This is a genomic window from Streptomyces sp. SM1 (genome assembly GCF_002910825.1).
Classification (GTDB): Bacteria; Actinomycetota; Actinomycetes; order Streptomycetales; family Streptomycetaceae; genus Streptomyces; species Streptomyces okerensis.
Genome location: NZ_NEUB01000641.1, coordinates 1 through 19747, shown reverse-complemented (window position 1 = coordinate 19747; position 19747 = coordinate 1). Strand labels below are relative to the sequence as shown.

General features: G+C 70.9%; 19 protein-coding genes and 3 pseudogenes. 8 read left to right on the top strand and 14 right to left on the bottom strand.

Annotated features, from left to right (window positions below; genetic code table 11):
- A pseudogene (locus B9S61_RS41580) lies at positions 1–384 on the top strand (hypothetical protein); the annotation flags it as partial.
- Between the two features lie 59 nt (positions 385–443).
- On the opposite strand, the gene B9S61_RS16665 reads toward B9S61_RS41580, so the two are convergent.
- Together B9S61_RS16665 and B9S61_RS16660 are read right to left on the bottom strand one after the other, a co-directional pair.
- Positions 444–2930, bottom strand: a complete 2487-nt coding sequence (locus tag B9S61_RS16665) for an HAD-IC family P-type ATPase (protein WP_103542970.1) — start codon at positions 2928–2930, stop codon at positions 444–446.
- Positions 2931–3068: 138 nt separating this feature from the next.
- Positions 3069–3326: a DUF2530 domain-containing protein gene (locus B9S61_RS16660; RefSeq protein ID WP_103542969.1), complete on the bottom strand. Its 258-nt coding sequence runs from the start codon at positions 3324–3326 to the stop codon at positions 3069–3071.
- A gap of 241 nt (positions 3327–3567) precedes the next feature.
- On the opposite strand from B9S61_RS16660, the gene B9S61_RS16655 reads away from it, so the two are divergent.
- Positions 3568–5019 carry an NCS2 family permease gene (locus B9S61_RS16655; RefSeq protein WP_103542968.1) on the top strand — a complete coding sequence of 484 codons (1452 nt, stop codon included), beginning with the start codon at positions 3568–3570 and terminating at the stop codon, positions 5017–5019.
- 139 nt (positions 5020–5158) lie between these two features.
- Here B9S61_RS16655 and B9S61_RS16650 read toward each other — a convergent pair whose 3' ends face one another.
- A complete protein-coding gene (locus tag B9S61_RS16650; protein ID WP_103542967.1) occupies positions 5159–5341 on the bottom strand; it encodes a ribbon-helix-helix protein, CopG family in 183 nt (60 codons plus the stop codon).
- 159 nt (positions 5342–5500) lie between these two features.
- On the opposite strand from B9S61_RS16650, the gene B9S61_RS16645 reads away from it, so the two are divergent.
- The 3 genes from B9S61_RS16645 to thpR all read left to right on the top strand — a co-directional run bounded on the left by B9S61_RS16645 (position 5501) and on the right by thpR (position 8158).
- Complete coding sequence (locus B9S61_RS16645; protein ID WP_103542966.1) at positions 5501–5938, top strand: MarR family winged helix-turn-helix transcriptional regulator; 438 nt, start codon at positions 5501–5503, stop codon at positions 5936–5938.
- A 72-nt stretch (positions 5939–6010) separates the two neighbouring features.
- On the top strand, positions 6011–7375 hold the full coding sequence (locus tag B9S61_RS16640; protein WP_103542965.1) for an MFS transporter: 1365 nt from the start codon (positions 6011–6013) through the stop codon (positions 7373–7375).
- A gap of 210 nt (positions 7376–7585) precedes the next feature.
- Positions 7586–8158 carry an RNA 2',3'-cyclic phosphodiesterase gene (gene thpR / locus B9S61_RS16635; protein ID WP_103542964.1) on the top strand — a complete coding sequence of 191 codons (573 nt, stop codon included), beginning with the start codon at positions 7586–7588 and terminating at the stop codon, positions 8156–8158.
- A gap of 127 nt (positions 8159–8285) precedes the next feature.
- Here the strand turns inward: thpR and B9S61_RS16630 are convergent, their stop codons facing one another.
- The 3 genes from B9S61_RS16630 to B9S61_RS16620 all read right to left on the bottom strand — a co-directional run bounded on the left by B9S61_RS16630 (position 8286) and on the right by B9S61_RS16620 (position 10701).
- Complete coding sequence (locus B9S61_RS16630) at positions 8286–9278, bottom strand: aldo/keto reductase (RefSeq protein WP_103542963.1); 993 nt, start codon at positions 9276–9278, stop codon at positions 8286–8288.
- 44 nt (positions 9279–9322) lie between these two features.
- A complete protein-coding gene (locus tag B9S61_RS16625; RefSeq protein WP_181007392.1) occupies positions 9323–9913 on the bottom strand; it encodes a Uma2 family endonuclease in 591 nt (196 codons plus the stop codon).
- A 110-nt stretch (positions 9914–10023) separates the two neighbouring features.
- Positions 10024–10701, bottom strand: coding sequence for an SGNH/GDSL hydrolase family protein (locus B9S61_RS16620; protein ID WP_103542962.1), 678 nt, complete (start codon positions 10699–10701; stop codon positions 10024–10026).
- An 88-nt stretch (positions 10702–10789) separates the two neighbouring features.
- Here B9S61_RS16620 and B9S61_RS16615 point away from each other — a divergent pair, with 88 nt between their 5' ends.
- Positions 10790–11776 carry a hypothetical protein gene (locus B9S61_RS16615; RefSeq protein ID WP_103542961.1) on the top strand — a complete coding sequence of 329 codons (987 nt, stop codon included), beginning with the start codon at positions 10790–10792 and terminating at the stop codon, positions 11774–11776.
- Positions 11777–11799: 23 nt separating this feature from the next.
- On the opposite strand, the gene B9S61_RS16610 is transcribed toward B9S61_RS16615, so the two are convergent.
- Complete coding sequence (locus B9S61_RS16610) at positions 11800–12108, bottom strand: TetR/AcrR family transcriptional regulator C-terminal domain-containing protein (RefSeq protein WP_103542960.1); 309 nt, start codon at positions 12106–12108, stop codon at positions 11800–11802.
- On the opposite strand from B9S61_RS16610, the gene B9S61_RS16605 reads away from it, so the two are divergent.
- Together B9S61_RS16605 and B9S61_RS16600 are read left to right on the top strand one after the other, a co-directional pair.
- Positions 12064–13050, top strand: a complete 987-nt coding sequence (locus B9S61_RS16605) for an ATP-binding cassette domain-containing protein (protein WP_103542959.1) — start codon at positions 12064–12066, stop codon at positions 13048–13050. The genes B9S61_RS16610 and B9S61_RS16605 overlap by 45 nt on opposite strands.
- Positions 13047–13869, top strand: a pseudogene (locus tag B9S61_RS16600) (ABC transporter permease). Before B9S61_RS16605 ends, B9S61_RS16600 begins: the two are co-directional and overlap by 4 nt.
- 372 nt (positions 13870–14241) lie before the next feature.
- Here B9S61_RS16600 and serC read toward each other — a convergent pair.
- From serC to B9S61_RS16565, 7 genes and pseudogenes are all read right to left on the bottom strand, one after another.
- The gene (gene serC, locus B9S61_RS16595; RefSeq protein WP_103542958.1) at positions 14242–15360 is read right to left on the bottom strand and encodes a phosphoserine transaminase; all 1119 of its coding nucleotides are present in this window, start codon (positions 15358–15360) and stop codon (positions 14242–14244) included.
- A gap of 166 nt (positions 15361–15526) precedes the next feature.
- A complete protein-coding gene (locus B9S61_RS16590; RefSeq protein WP_103542957.1) occupies positions 15527–16786 on the bottom strand; it encodes a cytochrome P450 in 1260 nt (419 codons plus the stop codon).
- Positions 16783–18018 (bottom strand): cytochrome P450, encoded by a 1236-nt coding sequence (locus B9S61_RS16585; protein WP_103542956.1) that lies wholly within the window; start codon positions 18016–18018, stop codon positions 16783–16785. Before B9S61_RS16585 ends, B9S61_RS16590 begins: the two co-directional genes overlap by 4 nt.
- A complete protein-coding gene (locus tag B9S61_RS16580; protein WP_374936217.1) occupies positions 18015–18656 on the bottom strand; it encodes an ATP/GTP-binding protein in 642 nt (213 codons plus the stop codon). Before B9S61_RS16580 ends, B9S61_RS16585 begins: the two co-directional genes overlap by 4 nt.
- Complete coding sequence (locus tag B9S61_RS16575) at positions 18637–18984, bottom strand: DUF742 domain-containing protein (protein WP_103542955.1); 348 nt, start codon at positions 18982–18984, stop codon at positions 18637–18639. The genes B9S61_RS16580 and B9S61_RS16575 overlap by 20 nt, the downstream gene beginning before the upstream one ends.
- Positions 18981–19388: a roadblock/LC7 domain-containing protein gene (locus B9S61_RS16570; protein ID WP_103542954.1), complete on the bottom strand. Its 408-nt coding sequence runs from the start codon at positions 19386–19388 to the stop codon at positions 18981–18983. The genes B9S61_RS16575 and B9S61_RS16570 overlap by 4 nt, the downstream gene beginning before the upstream one ends.
- A pseudogene (locus B9S61_RS16565) lies at positions 19385–19747 on the bottom strand (hypothetical protein); the annotation flags it as partial. The pseudogene B9S61_RS16565 and the gene B9S61_RS16570, both read right to left, overlap by 4 nt.

The following is a 19747-nucleotide window of genomic DNA, read 5'->3' as shown; positions in this document are numbered from 1 at the left end:
GTTGGTGAGACGGGGCCGGTGGGTCCGGTGGGGCCTGTTGGTGAGACGGGGCCGACGGGGCCCCCCGGGCCCTGCGTCGACGTCGATTCACTCAGCCCCTCCGCGGCGAATGAGGTCAAGGCGACCACGTTCGCGGGCGTGACGGCCGTCGGTATCCGGGACCTCCGGCCGAGCGTCACGCCGTTCATCTTCTACGACTTGACCGCGGACGAGTCGTATCCGGACAACGCCTGCGCCGTGTCCGTCGCCTCGCAGGCCAACTCCGTGTCAGTCCAGGTGCTCACCACGGACGGGGACCTGTACGAGACCCAGTGCGACATCGTTCCCGGGGCGCTGAGCACGCTCGACTGCACCGGGGTGTGGAATCCGACGGAGACCGAGTAGCCGTTCGCGGATCCGCCTGTTCCCCATGGGCGGACGGTGCGCGACACACGCGATCCCGCTCACACGGGGAAGCGGCGGTCCTCCCACTTCCACAGCAGTTCCAGGGTGGCCGCCGCCACCACCGCTACGCCCACCGCCGTCCACGGTATGGTCGCGCCGACCAGTCTGAGCGCGAAGAAGTGCTGGAGCCACGGCACCACCAGCACCAGCAGGAACGCCCCGCCCATCGCCGCCACCAGACCGATCCGCCACCACGTGTACGGCCGGGCGATGATCGCCAGCACCCAGATCGAGATCAGGAACAGCGTCAGCGTCGCCGCGCTCGTCTCCGCCTCCAGCGCGCCCGCACCGCTGTAGTGCTCCCGGGCGATCAGATACGTCGTGAAGGTGGCCGTCGCGGCCAGCACCCCGCCCGGGATCGCGTACCGCATGACCCGCCGCACGAAGTTCGGGCGGGCACGCTCCCTGTTGGGGGCGAGGGCCAGGAAGAACGCCGGTACGCCGATGGTGAGCGTGGACAGCAGGGTCAGATGGCGCGGCAGGAACGGGTACTCCACCTGGGAGACCACCACCAGCACCGCCAGCAGCACCGAGTACACCGTCTTCACCAGGAACAGCGTCGCGACCCGGGTGATGTTGCCGATCACCCGCCGCCCCTCCGCCACCACCGACGGCAGCGTGGCGAAGCTGTTGTTCAGCAGCACGATCTGCGCGACCGCCCGCGTGGCCTCCGAACCGGAACCCATCGCCACACCGATGTCCGCGTCCTTCAGTGCCAGCACGTCGTTCACGCCGTCACCGGTCATCGCCACCGTGTGGCCGTCCGACTGGAGCGCGCCCACCATGTTCCGCTTCTGCTGCGGAGTGACCCGCCCGAACACCGTGCCCTCGTCCAGTGCCTTCGCCATCCCCTCCGGGTCGGCGGGCAGCCGGCGCGCGTCCACCGCCGTACCGGACAGGCCCAGCTCGGAGGCGACCGCGCCGACCGACACCGCGTTGTCCCCGGAGATGACCTTCGCGCGGACGTCCTGCTCGGCGAAGTAGCGCAGCGTGTCGCCGGCGTCGGGCCGCAGCCGCTGCTCCAGGACGACCAGCGCGGCCGGCCGTACGCCCGTCGCGGCGGCGGGGTCGTCGACGTCCACCCCGGGCCGGACCCGGGCGAGCAGCAGCACCCGCAACCCCTGCTCGTTCATCCGCCCGGTCTCCGCCAGCGCCGGGTCACCGGGCTCCAGCAGCACGTCGGGTGCCCCCAGCAGCCAGGTCACGGCCTCCCCGCCCGTCACCTCCTCGAACGTCGCGCCGCTGTACTTGCGGGCGGAGGAGAACGGCAGGGTGTCGGTGAGGCGCCACTCGGTGGTGTCCGGGTACGCGTCGATGATCGCCTCCAGGGAGGCGTTCGGGCGGGGGTCCGCCGAACCGAGCTCGCCCAGCACCCTGCGGATGTACGCCGCGTGACCGTCGCCGTCGCCGCCGACTTCACCGTCACCGTCGCGGTCCGCGTCACCGTCACCGTCCGCGTCACCGTCACCGTCGCGGTCCGCGTCGCCCAGCACCCGCAGCTCGGTGACCTTCATGCCGCCCTCGGTGAGCGTGCCGGTCTTGTCCAGGCAGACCGTGTCGACCCGGGCCAGCCCTTCGATGGCGGGCAGCTCCTGCACCAGGCACTGCTTGCGGCCCAGCCGGATCACCCCGACCGCGAAGGCGACCGAGGTGAGCAGCACCAGCCCCTCGGGGACCATCGGCACGATTCCGCCGACGGTGCGGGCGATGGAGTTCTTCAGCTCGTTGTGCTCGACCACCAGCTGGCTGATGATCAGGCCGATCGCGGTCGGGACCATCATCCACGTCACGTACTTGAGAATCGTGGAGATGCCGCTGCGCAGCTCGGAGTGGACGAGGGTGAAGCGGGACGCCTCCTCGGCGAGCTGCGCCGCGTAGGCCTCCCGCCCCACCCTGGTCGCCTGGAACGAGCCGCCGCCCGCGACGACGAAACTGCCCGACATGACCTGGTCCCCGGGCTGCTTCACCACGGGGTCGGCCTCGCCGGTGAGCAGCGACTCGTCGATCTCCAGGCCGTCCGCCTCGGCGCACACCCCGTCGACGACGACCTTGTCGCCCGGTCCGATCTCGATCAGGTCGTCCAGCACGATCTCGGAGGTGCCGACCCGCGCCGTCACCCCGTCGCGGCGCACCGTGGGCCGTACCTCGCCGATCACCGCCAGGGAGTCCAGGGTCTTCTTCGCCCGCCACTCCTGGATGATCCCGATGCCGGTGTTGGCGAGGATCACGAACCCGAACAGGCTGTCCTGGATCGGCGCGACGATCAGCATGATCACCCAGAGCACGCCGATGATCGCGTTGAACCGGGTGAACACGTTGGCGCGGACGATCTCGGTCAGCGAGCGGCTGCTGCGCACGGGCACGTCGTTGACCTGGCCGCGCGCCACCCGTTCGGCCACTTCCGCGGAGTTCAGCCCGGTCGCCGGAGGGGTGACCGTGGCGGGGAGCGCGGTATCGGCCCGGGCGCCCGCATCGAGATGCGTCATGCATTCGACGTTACGTGCGAATCCGCGGCCGCACCCACCCGAACGGCCGAAGATCCGACCCGGGGAGGAGGGGTGCCCACGGCCGTGGTGCTGTGGTCGTACGGCTGTGTCCCGGGCGGCAGTTGGCTCCGCTTCCCCTCAGGCGGACCGGGCGGTCTCCGCCCGCTCAATCGCGGCGTCGCGCCTGCGGACGTACCAGATGCCGATGAAGCCGAGTCCGCCCCCGGCCAGGCAGGTCCACAGCCACCAGGTGTGACCGTGGTCGTCGAACCAGCCGTAGAACGGCAGCTGCACCAGGAACAGGGCGAACCAGACGATCGTGCCGCCGGTGATGGTGGCGACCACGGGGCCCTCCAGGGGCTCCGGCGCCTCGTGCTTGGGGGTCCACTTCGCCATGCGGACAGCTTACGAGGGCCACCGGAGGTCCGGCCGCGTGAGGTGGGTACGGGGCGGTGCCCGGCCGGTGGCGTGAGGCGGGTACGGCGGTATCCGGCCGGGCGCGGCCCGCTCGTCTACGCGCGGAGATAGCGTCGACGACATTATATGTTCATACTGAATCTGTTTGTCTCTGACCGCTTTCCTTCGTAGAAAACACCAAACGGCTTTGGGGGAAGCCCGCCGGTGATGAGGTCCTCGCATGTCCACGTCGGCCCCCGCCAAGGCCCCCACCCCCGAGCAGCCGGGGTCCGGTGCCGGCTCCGGCGCCCTCGACCGCTACTTCCGGATCAGCGAACGCGGCAGCACCCTGCCCCGTGAGATCCGCGGCGGTTTCGCCACCTTCTTCGCGATGGCCTACATCATCGTGCTGAACCCGATCATCCTGGGCAGCGCGAAGGACATGTACGGCCACCAGCTCGACAACGGCCGGCTGGTCACCGCGACCGCCCTGACCGCGGCGTTCACCACGCTTCTCATGGGCGTCATCGGCAACGTCCCGATCGCGCTCGCCGCCGGCCTCGGTGTGAACTCGGTCGTCGCCCTCCAGCTCGCGCCGCGCATGTCGTGGCCGGACGCCATGGGCATGGTGGTGCTGGCCGGCTTCATCGTGATGCTCCTGGTCGCCACCGGCCTGCGCGAACGCGTGATGAACGCCGTCCCGTACGGACTGCGCAAGGCCATCGCCATCGGTATCGGCCTGTTCATCATGCTGATCGGCCTGGTCGACTCCGGCTTCGTCTCCCGCATCCCGGACGTCGCCCGGACCACCGTCCCGCTCCAGCTCGGGGCCGGCGGCCACCTCAACGGCTGGCCCGTCCTCGTCTTCGTCCTCGGCACGCTGCTCACGCTGGCGCTGATCGTGCGCAAGGTGCCCGGCGCCATCCTCATCTCGATCGTCGCCATGACGGCTCTCGCGCTGGTCGTCAACGCCGTCGCGGACATCCCCTCCTGGGGCCTCACCACGCCCACCTGGCCCGGCAACCCGGTCGCCACCCCCGACTTCGGCCTGATCGGCGAGGTCAGCCTGTTCGGGGGCTTCGCCGAGGTCGGTGCGCTGACCGGCGTCCTGTTCGTCTTCACCGTGCTGCTGTCGTGCTTCTTCGACGCGATGGGCACGATCATGGGCGTCTCGGACGAGGCCAAGCTGACCGACGCGCAGGGCCAGATGCCCGGCATCAACAAGGTCCTGTTCATCGACGGTGTCGCGGTCGCCGCGGGCGGCGCCAGCTCCTCCTCGGCCACCACCGCCTTCGTGGAGTCCACGGCCGGGGTCGGCGAGGGCGCGCGGACCGGCTTCGCCAACGTCGTCACCGGCGGACTCTTCGCCGCGGCGCTGTTCCTCACGCCCGTCGCCACGATGGTCCCGTCCCAGGCGGCCACCCCGGCGCTGGTGGCGGTGGGCTTCCTGATCCTGGCGGGCTCGATCAAGGAGATCGACTGGGCGGACTACACGATCGCCGTGCCGGCCTTCGTGACGATGCTGATGATGCCGTTCACCTACTCGATCACCAACGGCATCGGCATGGGCTTCATCACCTTCGCGGTGCTGCGCCTGGCGGCCGGCCGCGGCCGGGAGGTCCCGTCGGCGATGTACGCGGTGGCGGCCGTCTTCGCCTTCTCCTACCTGATGCCGGCGCTTGGCCTGACCTGAGCGCGCCGGGCCTGAGCTGATGGAGCCGGGCCTGACCTGAGCGCGCCGGGCCTGAGCTGATGGAGCCGGGCCTGACCTGGTGGGGCCGGGTCGTACGACGGGGCGTCGCCTGCCCGATGAGGGGGAGCGGGCGGGCCCTTCAGGTGACCCCGTAGAACTTCTCCGTCTCCTCGACCGCGGCCTGGAACCGCTGGTCGAAGTCATCGCGCATGAGCGTCCGGACGACGTAGTCCTGGACGCTCATGCCGCGTCTGGCGGCGTGCTCCCGCAGCCGTTCGAGCAGTTCGCGATCCATGCGCAGGCTGAGCACGTCGGTCCCCATGGGGACGAGCGTTGCCGCACACCGGGGTGCGGTGTGCCGTGTTTCACGGCCGGATCACTCGTACGGGTGATCTCGCGTGACAGGAGTGGCAGGCCTCACGGCGGATGAGGCGTTCCCCGGGGTGTTCCTTAGAAAGAGTAATGAGTTACGCTAAAGAACATGCCGGACTTCAGCCATGGCGACGACGCAGCCGCCGTGAACGCCCTCCGCTCCGCCGTGATGCGGCTGTCCCGTCGGCTCAAGCATCAGCGCGTCGACGAATCCCTGAGCCCCACCGAGATGTCGGTGCTGGGCACCCTGGCCCGCTGCGGCCGGGCCACCCCGGGCGAACTCGCCCGCAAGGAACACGTCCAGCCGCCCTCGATGACCCGCATCGTGGCGCTGCTGGAGGCCAAGGGACTCGTCCGCCTGGAGCCGCACCCCGACGACCGCCGCCAGAAGGTCGTCACGCAGACCGAACAGGCCGAGGTGATGCTCGAGGAGAGCCGCCGCCGGCGGAACGCGTTCCTGGCGACGCTGGTGGAGTGCCTCGACGAGGACGAGTGGGCGACACTGCGCGCCGCCGCCCCCGTACTGGAGAAACTGGCACACATCTGAGCACCGGGCATCCGAGTGCACCGAGCAGGCAGCAGCGCCGCGCGCAGCGGCCGAAGCAAGGAGGCGAACCCTTTGAGTACGGGATCCGGAGCAGCTTCCGCCCCCGCACCTGACCCCCACGACACCCGGACCGCCCTCGACACCCCCGCCCGCAAGAACTCGATGTTCTCCTCGCTGAGGGTCAGGAACTACCGCCTGTTCTTCCTCGGCCAGGTCGTCTCCAACATCGGCACCTGGATGCAGCGCATCGCCCAGGACTGGCTGGTGCTCACCCTCACCGGCTCCTCGGCCGCCGTCGGCATCACCACGGCCCTGCAGTTCCTGCCGATGCTGCTGTTCGGCCTGTACGGCGGCGTCCTCGCCGACCGGCTGCGCAAGCGGCCCACCCTCTTCGTCACCCAGTCGGCGATGGCCCTCACCGCGATCGCGCTCGCCGTCCTCACCCTGACCGGCCGCGTCGAGGTCTGGCACATCTACGTCGCCGCGTTCGCCCTCGGCCTCGCCACGGTCGTCGACAACCCCGCCCGCCAGGCCTTCGTCTCCGAGCTCGTCGGCCGCGGCCAGCTGCAGAACGCGGTCAGCCTGAACTCGGCGAACTTCCAGTCCGCCCGCCTGGTCGGCCCCGCCGTCGCGGGCCTGCTGATCACCGGCGTCGGCACCGGCTGGGCGTTCCTCCTCAACGGCCTCTCCTTCGTCGCCCCGCTGGCCGGCCTGATGATGATGCGCGCCCGCGAACTGCACGCCGTCGAACGCGCCCCGCGCGGCAAGGGACAGCTCCGGGAGGGCCTGCGCTATGTCAGCGGGCGGCCCGAGCTGCTCTGGCCGATCGTCCTGGTCGGCTTCATCGGCACCTTCGCCTTCAACTTCCCCGTCTACCTCTCGGCCTTCGCCGACGACGTCTTCGAGGGCGGCGCGGGCGTCTACAGCCTGTTCAACACGCTGATCGCGGTCGGCTCCGTCTCCGGCGCCCTGCTCGCCGCCCGGCGCGGCACGGCCCGGCTGCGGCTGCTGATCCTGGCCGCGACGGCCTTCGGCGCACTGGAGATCGTGGCCAGCGCGTCGCCCCGGCTGTGGATGTTCGCCCTGATCATGGTGCCGCTGGGCCTGTTCTCGATGACGGTCAACGTCACCACCAACACCAGCCTCCAGATGGCCACCGATCCGGCGATGCGCGGCCGTGTCATGGCCCTCTACATGATGGTCTTCCTCGGCGGCGCCCCGGTCGGCGCCCCGATCGTCGGCTGGATCACCGACACCTACGGCGCCCGCGTCGGCTTCGCCACCGGCGGCGCGGTCGCGGTGGCCGCGGCGTCCGTCATCGGCCTCGTCCTGGCCAGGGTCGGCGGCCTGCGGCTGTCGGTGCGCTGGAACGGCGGCCACCCGCACGTGCGGTTCGTACCGCGAGAGCCTCAGAAGGCGCTGGCGCCGGTGGCGTAGCGGGGGAACTCGTCGGTCTCGAGGACGAGACCGACGAGCGTCCTGGTCCAGCCACTCGAACATCATGTCGAGCGTGAGAGTGTCGCTGTCGGTCAACTCGGCCATGTCAGCCCTGCCATCCATCTCGGTCCTGTCGCTCCGGATGATCGCGGTGGTCGCCCGGTGGAACGACGAGCGGGGGAGCGGGACGCGCCCGGGCAGACTGCTCCCATGAGACTCTTCGCCGCCGTGTTGCCGCCCGAGGACGTGGTCCGTGACCTTGCCGTCGAGGTGGGGCGGCTGAGGAGGCTGCCCGGCGCCGACGGGATGCGGTGGACCGGGCGGGCCGGATGGCACTTCACGCTCGCGTTCTACGGCGAGGTCGACGAGGAGCTCGTACCGGAGCTCACGGACCGGCTGGCGCGGGCGGCCTCCCGGACCGAGCCGTTCGGGCTGGCGCTGCGCGGCGGCGGGCAGTTCGGGCGGGGCAGGGCGCTGTGGGCCGGAGCGGAGGGCGACCTGCGGACCATGCGGCTGCTGGCCGAGCGGTCCGAGGCCGCCGCGCGGAAGGCGGGCGTGGCGATGGAGGACCACCGGCGCTACAAGGCCCACCTGACGGTGGCCCGCAGCCGGGAGAGCGTCGACGTCCGGCCGTACGTCGACGCCCTGCACGGTTTTCGCAGCCGCACCTGGACCGTGGACGAGCTGGTGCTGGTGCGCAGCCGCCTGCCGAGGTCCGGGGTGCCGGGCGAGCAGCCCCGCTACGAGGCGGTCGCCCGTCGGGCGCTGGGCGCGGCCGGTTAGGCTCGAAGGCGTGGACCCGAAGACCCGGAACCGGATCATGGCCGGTGCGCTCGTACTGATGTTCGCTGTCGTGGGGCTGGCGGCGGCGCTGGGCAGGTAGCGCCGCCGCCGGCCGCCGCACGCGCTGCTACCAGGCGAAGGCCTCGGGGGACGGACCCGGCCCCGGGAAGATCTCGTCCAGCGAGGCCAGCAGCTCCTCGCTCAGCTCCAGCTCGACCGCACGCAGCGCGGACGCGAGCTGCGCGGCGGTGCGCGGGCCGACGATCGGGCCGGTCACCCCGGGCCGGGTGAGCAGCCAGGCCAGTCCGGCCTCGCCGGGTTCGATGCCGTGCTTGTCGAGCAGGTCCTCGTACGCCTGGATCTGTGCGCGCGCGGCCGGATCGGCGAGCGTGTCGGCGGCCCGGCCGGAGGCGCGGCGACCGCCCTGGGCCTCCTTCCGGATGACCCCGCCCAGCAGACCGCCGTGCAGCGGCGACCAGGGGATGACCCCGAGCCCGTACTCCTGCGCGGCCGGGATGATCTCCATCTCGGCGCGGCGCTCGGCGAGGTTGTACAGGCACTGCTCACTGACCAGCCCGATGGTGCCGCCGCGCCGGGCGGCGAGCTCGTTCGCCTGGGCGATCTTGTAGCCGGGGAAGTTCGAGGAGCCGACGTAGAGGATCTTGCCCTGCTGGACGAGGACGTCGATCGCCTGCCAGATCTCCTCGAACGGGGTCTGCCGGTCGATGTGGTGGAACTGGTAGACGTCGATGTAGTCGGTCCCCAGCCGCTTCAGCGAGGCGTCGACCGCGCGCCGGATGTTCACGGCGGACAGCTTGTCGTGGTTGGGCCAGGACTCACCGTCGGCGGCCATGTTCCCGTACACCTTGGTGGCGAGAACGACCTTGTCGCGGCGTTCGCCGCCCTTCGCGAACCAGCTGCCGATGATGCTCTCGGTGCGGCCCTTGTTCTCGCCCCACCCATAGACGTTCGCCGTGTCGAAGAAGTTGATCCCGGCGTCCAGCGCCGCGTCCATGATGGCGTGTGAGTCGGGTTCGTCGGTCTGCGGACCGAAGTTCATCGTCCCGAGGACGAGCCGGCTGACCTTGAGACCCGTGCGTCCGAGCTGCGTGTACTTCATGGTCGTCAAGCCAACGGCTTGGAGTGCGCTCCATGCAAGGAGGCTCAGTCGTGAGGGAAGCCGTCGGTCTTGAGAACGAGGCCCATATGGGTGTTCGTCATGTCGACCTCCCCGCCGTAGTCGATGGACGTGTCGCTCACATAGGTGCCGTTCTCCGGATGAGTGAACAAGCGGCACTTGCGGGCATAGGGGTCGGCGATCAGGTAGACCGGAACCCCTGCGAGGGCGTAGGCGGTCCTCTTGCGGTCATAGTCGTTCCGCGCCGTGTCCTTCGAGATGACTTCGGCGACGAACTCCACGTCCTGGTAGCGCCACTTGCCCTTGCCGTTCTTCTGCGCTCCGTCCCTGATCTTCGCCACGTCCGGGCAGAACCCGTTGCGGTAACCGGGGAAGTCGATGCGGACATCCGAGAACAGTGTGACTTGCCGCCCGAACCGGTCCTCCAGGGCCCAGAGGATCATGCGAATGGTTTCCCAGTGGATGTCCCGCTGCGGCGCCGTGCAGACAGCCCCCCCGACGATTTCGACCTTGTATCCCTCGGGGACGGGCATCTTTTCGAGCAACTCGAACATCTCGTCGAGTTGGCGCGTGTTATTGCTCTCGGCCATGGCGATCCTGTCGTCAAGGACGGTCATCGTCGCGCTCCTCCCCGGCTGCCCCACGGACGAGTACAGCCGCGCGGTACAACGATACGCACGGCGGGCAGGGCACGGGGCAGGGCGCATATGCCAGAAGCCCCGGGCGGTCAGGCCACCCCGTACGGTCCGCCCAGGTCCCACGCGCGCCACATCGCCTCCGCGAACGCGCCCGCGATCTTGTGTTCGCCGGTCTCGTTGGGGTGCGTGCCGTCGTAGGTGTCCGTGGGGAAGTCGTACGACTCCGGCGGCGGGACGAGCAGCAGGGGGGAGCCCGGTTCGTCGAGGTCGGCGACGGTCTTGGCCAGGAGTTCGTTGAATCGGGTGACCTGCTCGGCGAAGGACTCGTCCGCCTCCACCCGGATGTTGCGGACCACCGGCATGACGGCCATGCGGACGCGCGGCCCGGCGGCCCTCGCCTCGGCGACGAACGCGCGGACGTTGTCGGCCGTCTGCTCGGCGTTGGTGTAGAAGCCGAGGTCGATGAGGCCGAGCGAGACGAGCAGCACGTCGGGGCGGCAGGAGCGCACGGCCTCGCCGATCAGCGGGGTCATGTGGTGCCAGCCCTCGCCCCAGCCGGCGAGGTGCGCGCGGGGGAAGTCCGGATCGGCGTACGCGTACGACGTGGGGGCGTCCGCCGACGGGTCGTGCAGCGTCTCGCGCGGGCCCACCAGCGTGAAGGGGCCGCCGTACGCCGTGCACAGGTGCTGCCACAGCCGGTAGCGCCAGGTGTGGTCACCCGCGCTCCCGATCGTCATCGAGTCACCTACGGGCATCAACCTGAGCACCCGCTCATCATGGTCGATCGGCCGGACCGCCGCGATGTGAGACCGGACACCCGCCGTGAAGTCCGCTGAACAATGGCACCCTTGGCACATGCGCCGACCCTTCGCCCTGCTCGCCGCGACCCTTCTCACGGGCGCGCTCGCCGTGCCCGCCTCCGCAGCCGGAAGCGGCGACGGCGACGAGGGGTTCTCGATCGACGACCCGCGCATCACCGAGTCCAGCGGGCTCGCCGCCTCCCGGCAGCACCCGGGCATCTACTGGACCCACAACGACAGCGACGACGGCCCCTACCTCTACGCCGTCGACAGCGCCACCGGAGAGACCGTCGCCCGCCTCACCCTCACCGGAATCGGCTCACCCCGCGACGTCGAGGCCATCTCCGTCGGGCCCGGCGACAAGATCTTCGTCGGGGACATCGGGGACAACCTCGGCGGTACGTGGCCGTACGTCTGGATCTACGAACTGCCCGAGCCCCAGAGGCTGCGGGACGCGACCGTGCGGGCCACGCAGTACGTCGTGAAGTACTCCGACGGGGCCCGGGACGCGGAGTCGATGGTCGTGCACCCGAAGACCGGGCGCGTCTACATCGTCGACAAGAAGGAGGAGGGCGGGCATCTCTACGAGGGCCCCGAGAAGCTCTCCGCGTCCGGCGAGAACGTCTTCCGGCCGATCGCCCCGGTCGAGCTGTGGGCCACCGACGCCGCGCTCTCCCCGGACGGCGAACAGCTCGCCGTGCGCGGTTACTTCGGCGGCATCCACTACGCGTGGAACGGCGGGAGGATCCAGCGCGTGGACCGGCTGAGCGTCCCGCTCCAGGGACAGGGGGAGTCCGTGACCTACTCCGCCGACGGCTCCCGGATCATGTACGGCAGCGAGGGCTCCGGAAGCCCGGTCGAGTCCCGTGAGGCGCCCGGCGCCGGCGAGGGCGGGGGCGGCGGGAAGGGCGCCCGCGCGGAGAACGGGAAGGACGGCGCCGGGGCGGAAGGCGGGGACAACGTCAAGCTCGGGGGCGCTGCCGCCGTGGCCGTCGTCGTCGCGATCCTGTTCGGGCTGACCCGGCGGCGTCGCCGGAGCTGAAGAGGGCGCGGTGCGGGGGCTGTTCAGGACTTCTTCCCGGCCGCCCGCTCCGCCGTCCGCCGGGCGACGAACCCCTCGAGGCCGTCCAGGATGCGTTGCAGCCCGAACTCGAAGTGGTCGAAGCCGGAGCCGAAGGTGTCCTCGGAGAGGCCGGCCAGGACGGGACAGCGCCCGCTGTTCATGGCCTTCTCCAGGGCCGGCCGCTGGGCCTCCCAGAACTGCGCGTCCGTCAGCCCCGAGCTGCGCTCCGCCTCCACCTGGTACACCTGCGTACGGGCGGCTCCGATATGAACGACTACGACGCTGGCTGCGACGACGGCTGCGCGGTCCACGCCGAAGGGCTGGAGAAGCGCTACGGCGAGAAGCGCGCCCTCGACGGCTTCGACCTCACCGTCCGGACCGGCACCGTGCACGGACTGCTCGGGCCGAACGGCGCCGGCAGGACCACCGCCGTCCGCATCCTGTCGACCCTGGTCCGGCTCGACGGCGGCCGGGCCACGGTGGCCGGGCTCGACGTCGCCCGGAGCGCGCGCGAGGTGCGGGCGCGGATCGGGCTGACCGGGCAGTACGCGGCGGTGGACGAGGTGCTCACCGGGCGGCAGAGCCTGGAGATGTTCGGCAGGCTGTTCCACCTGGGCGGCGGGCGCGCCAGGGCGCGGGCCGCCGAACTGCTGGAGCAGTTCGACCTGACCGGCGCCGCCGACAAGGGCGTGGGCGACTACAGCGGCGGCATGCGGCGCCGCCTGGACCTCGCGGCCTCGATGATCCTCGCACCGGCCGTGCTGTTCCTGGACGAGCCGACGACGGGCCTGGACCCCCGCAGCCGGGGCGAGGTCTGGGATTCGGTACGGGCGCTGGTGGCCGGCGGTACGACCGTGCTGCTGACCACGCAGTACCTGGAGGAGGCCGACCGGCTCGCCTCCCGGATCACCGTCACCGACCAGGGCCGGTCCATCGCGGACGACACCCCGGACGGGCTGAAGAACCTGGCCGGCGGCGACCGTATCGAGGTCGTGGTGGCCGAGCGGTCCGACATCCCGAGGGTGGTGAAGGTGGTCGCCCGGGTCGCCGACGGCGAACCGGAGTCGGACGACTCCGAGCTGCGGGTGCACGGCTCCGTGACCGACCGGGTGGCCGCGCTGACGGACGTCGCCCGCACACTGCAGGACGAGGGCGTACGGGTCGAGGACATCGGGCTGCGCAGGCCCAGCCTCGACGACGTGTTCCTGCGCCTGACCGGGCACCGCACGGAGAAGGAGGAGACGGCCGTATGAGCGCGCTCGACCTGACCGGACCGGCCGCCCACGGCCGCGCGTACTGGGCCCTGGCGGACTGCTGGAACATCGTCCGCCGCGGCCTGACCCACTACCGGCGCCAGCCGGTCAACATCGCCTGGCAGCTGGGCTTTCCCGATCCTCTCCGTCCTCCTCTACGGCTATGTCTTCGGCAGCGCGATGACCGTGCCGGGCGGCGGGGACTACAAGGACTTCCTGATGCCGGGCATGTTCGTGATGACGACGGCGTTCGGCTTCATCAACACGGCGACCCTCGTCGTCCACGACTCCACCAAGGGGGTCATCGACCGGTTCCGCTCGATGCCGATGGCCTCCTCGGCGGTGGTGGCCGGCCGAGGGATGACCGATCTGCTCGTCGCCTGCGCGGAGTTGGGCATCCTGATGCTCACCGCGCCGGCCATGGGCTGGCGGCCGGACGGCGGCTGGGGCTTCCTGGCGGCGTTCGGGCTGCTGCTGTGGCTGCGGTTCGCGCTGATCTGGCTCGGTGTCTGGCTGGGCCTGCTGGTGCCCAACCCGGAGGCGGCCGGCGGCCTGTTCGCCGTCGCCTTCCCCCTCACCATGATCTCCAGCATCTTCGTCGCCCCGCAGCTGATGCCCGACTGGCTGGGCTGGGTGGCGGCCTGGAACCCGATCTCCTCCACGGCTGCGCCGGCCCGCGACCTGTTCGGCACCCCGGTCGGCGGCGGCGACTCCTGGGTGGAGCAGCACGCGCTGCTGATGGCGGGCGTCTGGCCGCTCGTCCTGACGGCGGTCTTCCTGCCGCTGGCGGTTCGCAGGTTCCAGCGGCTGAGCCGGTGAGGGGCCCCCGCGGAGGGCCCGACCCGGGTCCGGTCACCCGCTGATCGGCTGACATACGGCCCGTCCCGCCCGGTCGGCGGGACGGGCGTACGCGGCATAGGCCGCTGGCATGTTCACTCGTATGGCTGAGTCTGTCCCCGAATGCCCTCGCGTGGTGTGTGCGTGCAGCTACGTTCCGTCGCTCGGTCAGTTCACCGCACGAAGCGTTGCACCGCATCTTCCGGGTGGATCCGGGGGCTGGTCGCCCGGCTCCTGCCGCGGGCCGGTATCGGCTTCCCGGAGCACAGCGAGATCGAGCCCCTGGACACCGCCCTCACGGAGAAGGGCGCCCGGCGAACCATCGCCGGGCGCCCCTCACTCACGTACGACGGGCTACAGCTGCTCGATGACGTAGTCCACGCACTTCGTCAGGGCCTCGACGTCCGACGGGGCGATCGCCGGGAACATCGCGACGCGGAGCTGGTTGCGGCCGAGCTTGCGGTAGGGCTCGGTGTCGACGATGCCGTTGGCGCGCAGGACCTTGGCGACGGCGGCGGCGTCCACCTCGTCCGTGAAGTCGATCGTGCCGATGACCTGGGAGCGCTTGGCCGGGTCGGTGACGAACGGGGTGGCGTGCTTGGACTCGTCCGCCCAGGAGTACAGCCGGGTCGAGGAGTCCTTCGTACGGGCCGTGGACCAGTCGAGGCCGCCCTGGCCGTTCAGCCACTCCAGCTGCTCGTTGAGGAGGAACAGGGTGGCCAGCGCGGGGGTGTTGTACGTCTGGTTCTTGCGGGAGTTGTCGATCGCCGTGGGGAGCGAGAAGAACTCCGGGACGTGGCGGCCGGAGGCGTGGATCCGCTCGGCGCGCTCGATCGCGGCCGGGGAGAACACGCCGATCCACAGGCCGCCGTCGGAGGCGAAGGACTTCTGCGGGGCGAAGTAGTAGACGTCCGTCTCGGCGATGTCGACCGGGAGGCCGCCCGCGCCGGAGGTGGCGTCCACCAGGACCAGGGAGCCCTCGTCCGCGCCGGCCACCCGCTTGATCGGCATGGCGACACCGGTGGACGTCTCGTTGTGGGTGAACGCGTAGACGTCGACGCCGGCTTCGGCGGCCGCCTCGGGGTGCGTGCCCGGGTCGGAGGAGATGACGGTGGGGTCGCCGAGCCAGGGGGCGAGCTTGGACGCCTTGGCGAACTTGGAGCTGAACTCGCCGAAGGTCAGGTGCTGGGACTTGTTCTCGATCAGGCCGTGGGTCGCGATGTCCCAGAACGCGGTGGAGCCGCCGTTGCCGAGGATCACCTCGTAGCCGTCGGGGAGGGAGAACAGCTCGGAGACACCCTCGCGCACCTTGCCGACCAGGTTCTTCACCGGGGCCTGGCGGTGGGAGGTGCCGAGCAGGGACGTGCCGGTCGCGGCCAGGGCGTCCAGCGCCTCCGTCCGCACCTTGGAGGGACCCGCGCCGAAACGTCCGTCGGCGGGCTTGATGTCAGCGGGAATCTGGATATCAGCCACGACCGGAGCCTATCGGCTGCGGGAAACCCGGGCGAAACATCGTCCGTCCGCTGAGACGGGTGGCGGGGACGGTGAGACGGGTGGCGGGGACGGTGAGACGGGTGGCGGGGACGGTGAGACGGGTGGCGGCCGCACCGGGGGGAGGTCCGGCCGCCACCCGCGTCGCTCACCCGCCGAGCTTCACCGGGAGCTCGAACAGGTCGTTCTGGGTGACCACCGGCTTGTTGCGCAGCTCGCCCGCCGGGACCGCCAGGTCCAGCCCCGGGAAACGGGCGTACAGCGCCGGGAGGGCCACACCGGCCTCCAGCCGGGACAGGGCGGCGCCGGGGCACACGTGCGGGCCGTGGCCGAAGGAGATGTGCCGGTTGGCGCTCTCCCGGGTGATGTCGAAGTCACCGGCCGTCGGGCCGTGCGCCCGCTCGTCCCGGCCGATCGCCGCGTACGACACGATCAGCGCCTCCCCGGCCGGCAGGACCTTGTCCCCGACGGGCACGTCCTCGGTCGCGAACCGGATCAGCACGTGGGAGGTGGGGGTCGAGTGGCGCAGCGTCTCCTCGACCACCGCCGACCAGTCCGCCTTGCCGGACAGCACCAGCTCGCGCTGCTCCGGGTGGGTGGACAGGTTGAGCACCGCGTTGACGATGAGGGAGATCGTCGTCTCGTGACCGGCCGCCACCATCAGCTGGAGCGTGGCGACGATCTCCTCGTCGGTGAGGCTGTCACCGTTCTCCGACGCCTGGATGAGCGCGGAGGTCAGGTCGTCGCCCGGGTTCTCGCGCTTGTGCGCGACCGTCTCGGCCATGATCCCGGCGAGTTCGGTCAGCGTCGCGATGACCTCCTCGGGCGGGGTCTGCGTGGAGAAGAACTTCTCGAAGAGTTCCTTCAGGCGCGGCAGCCGCTCCTCCGCCAGCCCCATCAGGTCGGCGATCACGTACATCGGCAGCGGATACGCGAACAGCGCCTTCAGGTCGACCGTGTCACCGGACCGGCCGGACGCGGCGGCCACCTCCTCCAGCAGCCCCTCGGTCAGCTCCGTGATCCGCTCCCGCATCCGCTCCACCCGGCGGGGCGTGAGCGCCTGCGCGACCAGCGTGCGCAGCCTGCGGTGGTCGGCGCCGTCCACGGTGAGCATGGAACGGGGCGGGTTGGCGAGCCCGATCAGCGGCCAGTCGGGGGCTATCTCGCCGCGCTGCCAGGCACCCCAGACGTCGATGTCCTTCACCAGCCGCGGGTCGGTGAGCAGCTTCTTCGCCTCCGCGTGGTGCGTCACCGCCCACACCGGCACGTCGCCCGGCAGCATCACGGCGGCCAGCGGCCCCGCGGCACGCAGCGCCGCGCTCTCCCCGTCCAGGTCGGAGACGAAGGGGTCGAGGAGGATCCGGGACCGTCCGGTGCCCGTCGTCGCGGTGTCCGTAGCAGCCGTCATGCGCGCGTGCCTCCAAGGGCGGGAGTGGGTGTGAACGTGACCGGGAGTTCGGACAGGCCGCGCAGCCACGGGGAGGGGCGGCGGCTCAGCTTCGCGGCCGGCACCGCGAGGTCGATGTCCGGCAGCCGGTCCAGAACGACCTCGATGCCGGTCCGGGCGATCACCTCGGCCACCTCCTGCGCCGGGAACGGGCAGCGGTGCTCCCCGTGGCCGAAGGAGAAGTGGGCGCCGTTGCCGCCGGTCAGCGCGGAGCTGTCGGTACGCACCTGGGGGTCGGAGTTGGCACCCTGGAGGCCCAGGAGCAGCATGTCGCCGGCGCGGACCCGGCGGCCGCCGAGCTGGGTGTCGCGGGACGCCCAGCGGGCGGCCACGTTCTGGGTCGGCGTGTCCTCCCACAGCACCTCGTTCATCGCCTCGGCGACACTGTTGCGGCCCCCGAAGAGGGAGGCGGCGAACCGGGGGTCGGTGAGCATCAGGTGCAGCGAGTTGCCGATCCAGTCGGCGGTCGGCTGGTGCCCGGCCGCCAGCATGACCATCATGTCCTGGACGATCTCCTCGTCGGTGAACCCCGAGGTGTCGGCGAGCATCCGGGACGCGACGTCCTCGGCGGGCTCCGCCCGGCGGGCCGCCACCAGCTCCGTCATCGACGTGAACAGGTGGGTCTGGCCCGCGAGCGCGCGTTCCCGCCCGTCGATCATGTCGTTGAGGGCGGTGACCAGTGCGGGGCCCTCCCCGTCGGAGAAACCGAAGAGCCGGGCCAGCACCCGCACCGGGAGCAGCATCGCGAACTCGCCGATGATGTCGGCGGTGCCCTGGGGGCAGATGCCGTCGATCAGCTCGTCCGCGAACTTCTCGGCGTATCCGCGCAGTTCGAACGGGTCGACCGCCTCCAGCGCGTTCACCAGCATCCCGGCCCGCTCACGGTGCCGCTCGCCGACGGTGTAGAGGATCGACGGCTGCCTGCGGCCGATCATCGGCAGCAGCGGCCAGTCGTCGGGGATGTTGTCCCACTGGTTCCACAGTTCGGAGTCGCGGCTGAACAGCCCCGGGTCGCCGGTCACCTGGTGCAGCTCGCGGTAGCCGAGGACCAGCCACGCCGGTGCGTCCCCGTCCAGCACCACCGGGACGACGCTGCCGTGCACGCGCCGCAGCTCGCGGTACACACGGGCCGGATCGTCCTGGAGCAGGGGACCGCTGAAGGGGACGGCGTTGGGGACGGTGGCGGGACTCACACCAGCTCCTGACGGGGGGCTCGGGCAGGGTCGGCGTACAGGGTCTGGATGTGTTCCACCAGTGTGATCAGCACGATCTTGCTGGACTCACGGGACCGTGCGTCGCAGTTCACCAGCGGTACGTGCGGGTCGAGGTCGAGGGCCTCGCGGATCTGCGTCGGGGTGAAGGTGGCGCCGCCGAAGTCGTTGCAGGCCACGATGAACGGCGTGCCGTGCTGCTCCAGCCGGTCGATGGCGTACCAGGAGTCGTCGATGCGCCGGGTGTCGACCAGCACGACCGCGCCGAGCGCGCCGGAGAACAGCCGGTCCCACAGGAACCAGAAGCGTTCCTGGCCGGGCGCGCCGAACAGGTACAGCACGTTGTGCGCGTCGAGCGAGATGCGGCCGAAGTCGAAGGCGACGGTGGTCGCGGTCTTGCCGCTCACCCCACTGGTGTCGTCGACGGCCTCGCCGGCCTGGGTCATCGTCTCCTCGGTGTTGAGGGGACGGATCTCACTGACCGAGCGGACCATGGTCGTCTTGCCGGCGCCGAAGCCGCCCACGACCACGATCTTCAGGCCGTTGTCGGCCGACGCGCCCAGCGGCGTACGGGTCTCGGTGACCGTTTCCGTGCGCGGGTCAGAGGTTGCGGAGTCCAACGAGCACCTGCTCCAGGATGTCGGGGTCGGGTACGGCGGCCTTGCGGGGATGACGGGCACTGACCCGGCCCGCCGCCTGTAGGTCGGAGAGCAGGATCCGGGTGATGCTCACGGGCAGCTTCAGCTCGGCCGCGATCTCCACGACCGCCGTGGGGCGCCCGGTCATCCGCAGGATCGCCGAGTGCTCGGACTGCATGCCGGGCACCGGATCGCATTCGGCGACGACCAGGGTCACCAGGTCGAAGGGGTTGTCGGGCCCGGACCGGCTGCGCCCCCCGGTGAGGGTGTACAGCCGGTCGGGTGCGTCGTCCCTTCCGGGCCTGCTCATGAGCTGCGCGGCAGCGCGGTCAGGTGCTCGCCGAGCTGCTCCACGAGTTCGCTCATGTTGTGCCCGATGAGCCCGGCGTCCGCGTCCTCGCTGGTGACGACGGCCAGATGGGCACCGTCACCGGCCTCCACGATGAACAGCACGCCTCCGTAGAACTCGGTCATCGCCGAGCGCACCCCGCCGCTGCCGTCGCCGAACTCGACCGAGGCGCCGTGCGACAGCGACTGGATGCCGGCGGAGATCGCGGCGAGCTGGTCGGCCTGATCGGCGGACAGCTCCGGGGTGCGGCACAGTTTCAGGCCGTCACGGGAGAGCACGAGCGCGTGCCGTGCGCCCGGGGTTCGCTCCAGCAGGCCCTCCAGCAGCCAGGTGAGCTTCTCGTCGGCGGTCGTCGTGCCGGTCATGAGGTGGTGTCGCCTTCCGGGGTCGCGGGAGTGGTGCGCGCCGCAGTGGTCTGTGCTGCGGGGGTCTGCTCTGTGGTGGTCTCTGCCGTGGTGGTCTCTTCCGCGGTGGTCTGTGCCGCGGTGGTCTGTGCCGCGGTGGTCGGGGGGACGGAGGAGGCACGTGTGTCGCCGGGGGCGTCCGCGGTGGTGCCGGTGTCCGGGTCGGCCGTGACATCCGGGGCAGGGGCGCGGACGGCCTGGCGGAAGCTGCTGAACCGGGCGGTGCGGGCCTTCGTCTCCTCGGCCGTGGGGGCGGGCCGGGCCGACTGGGAACGGGTGCTGCCGGGCCGGGTGCGCTCGGCCTCGGCCAGGGTCCGGCC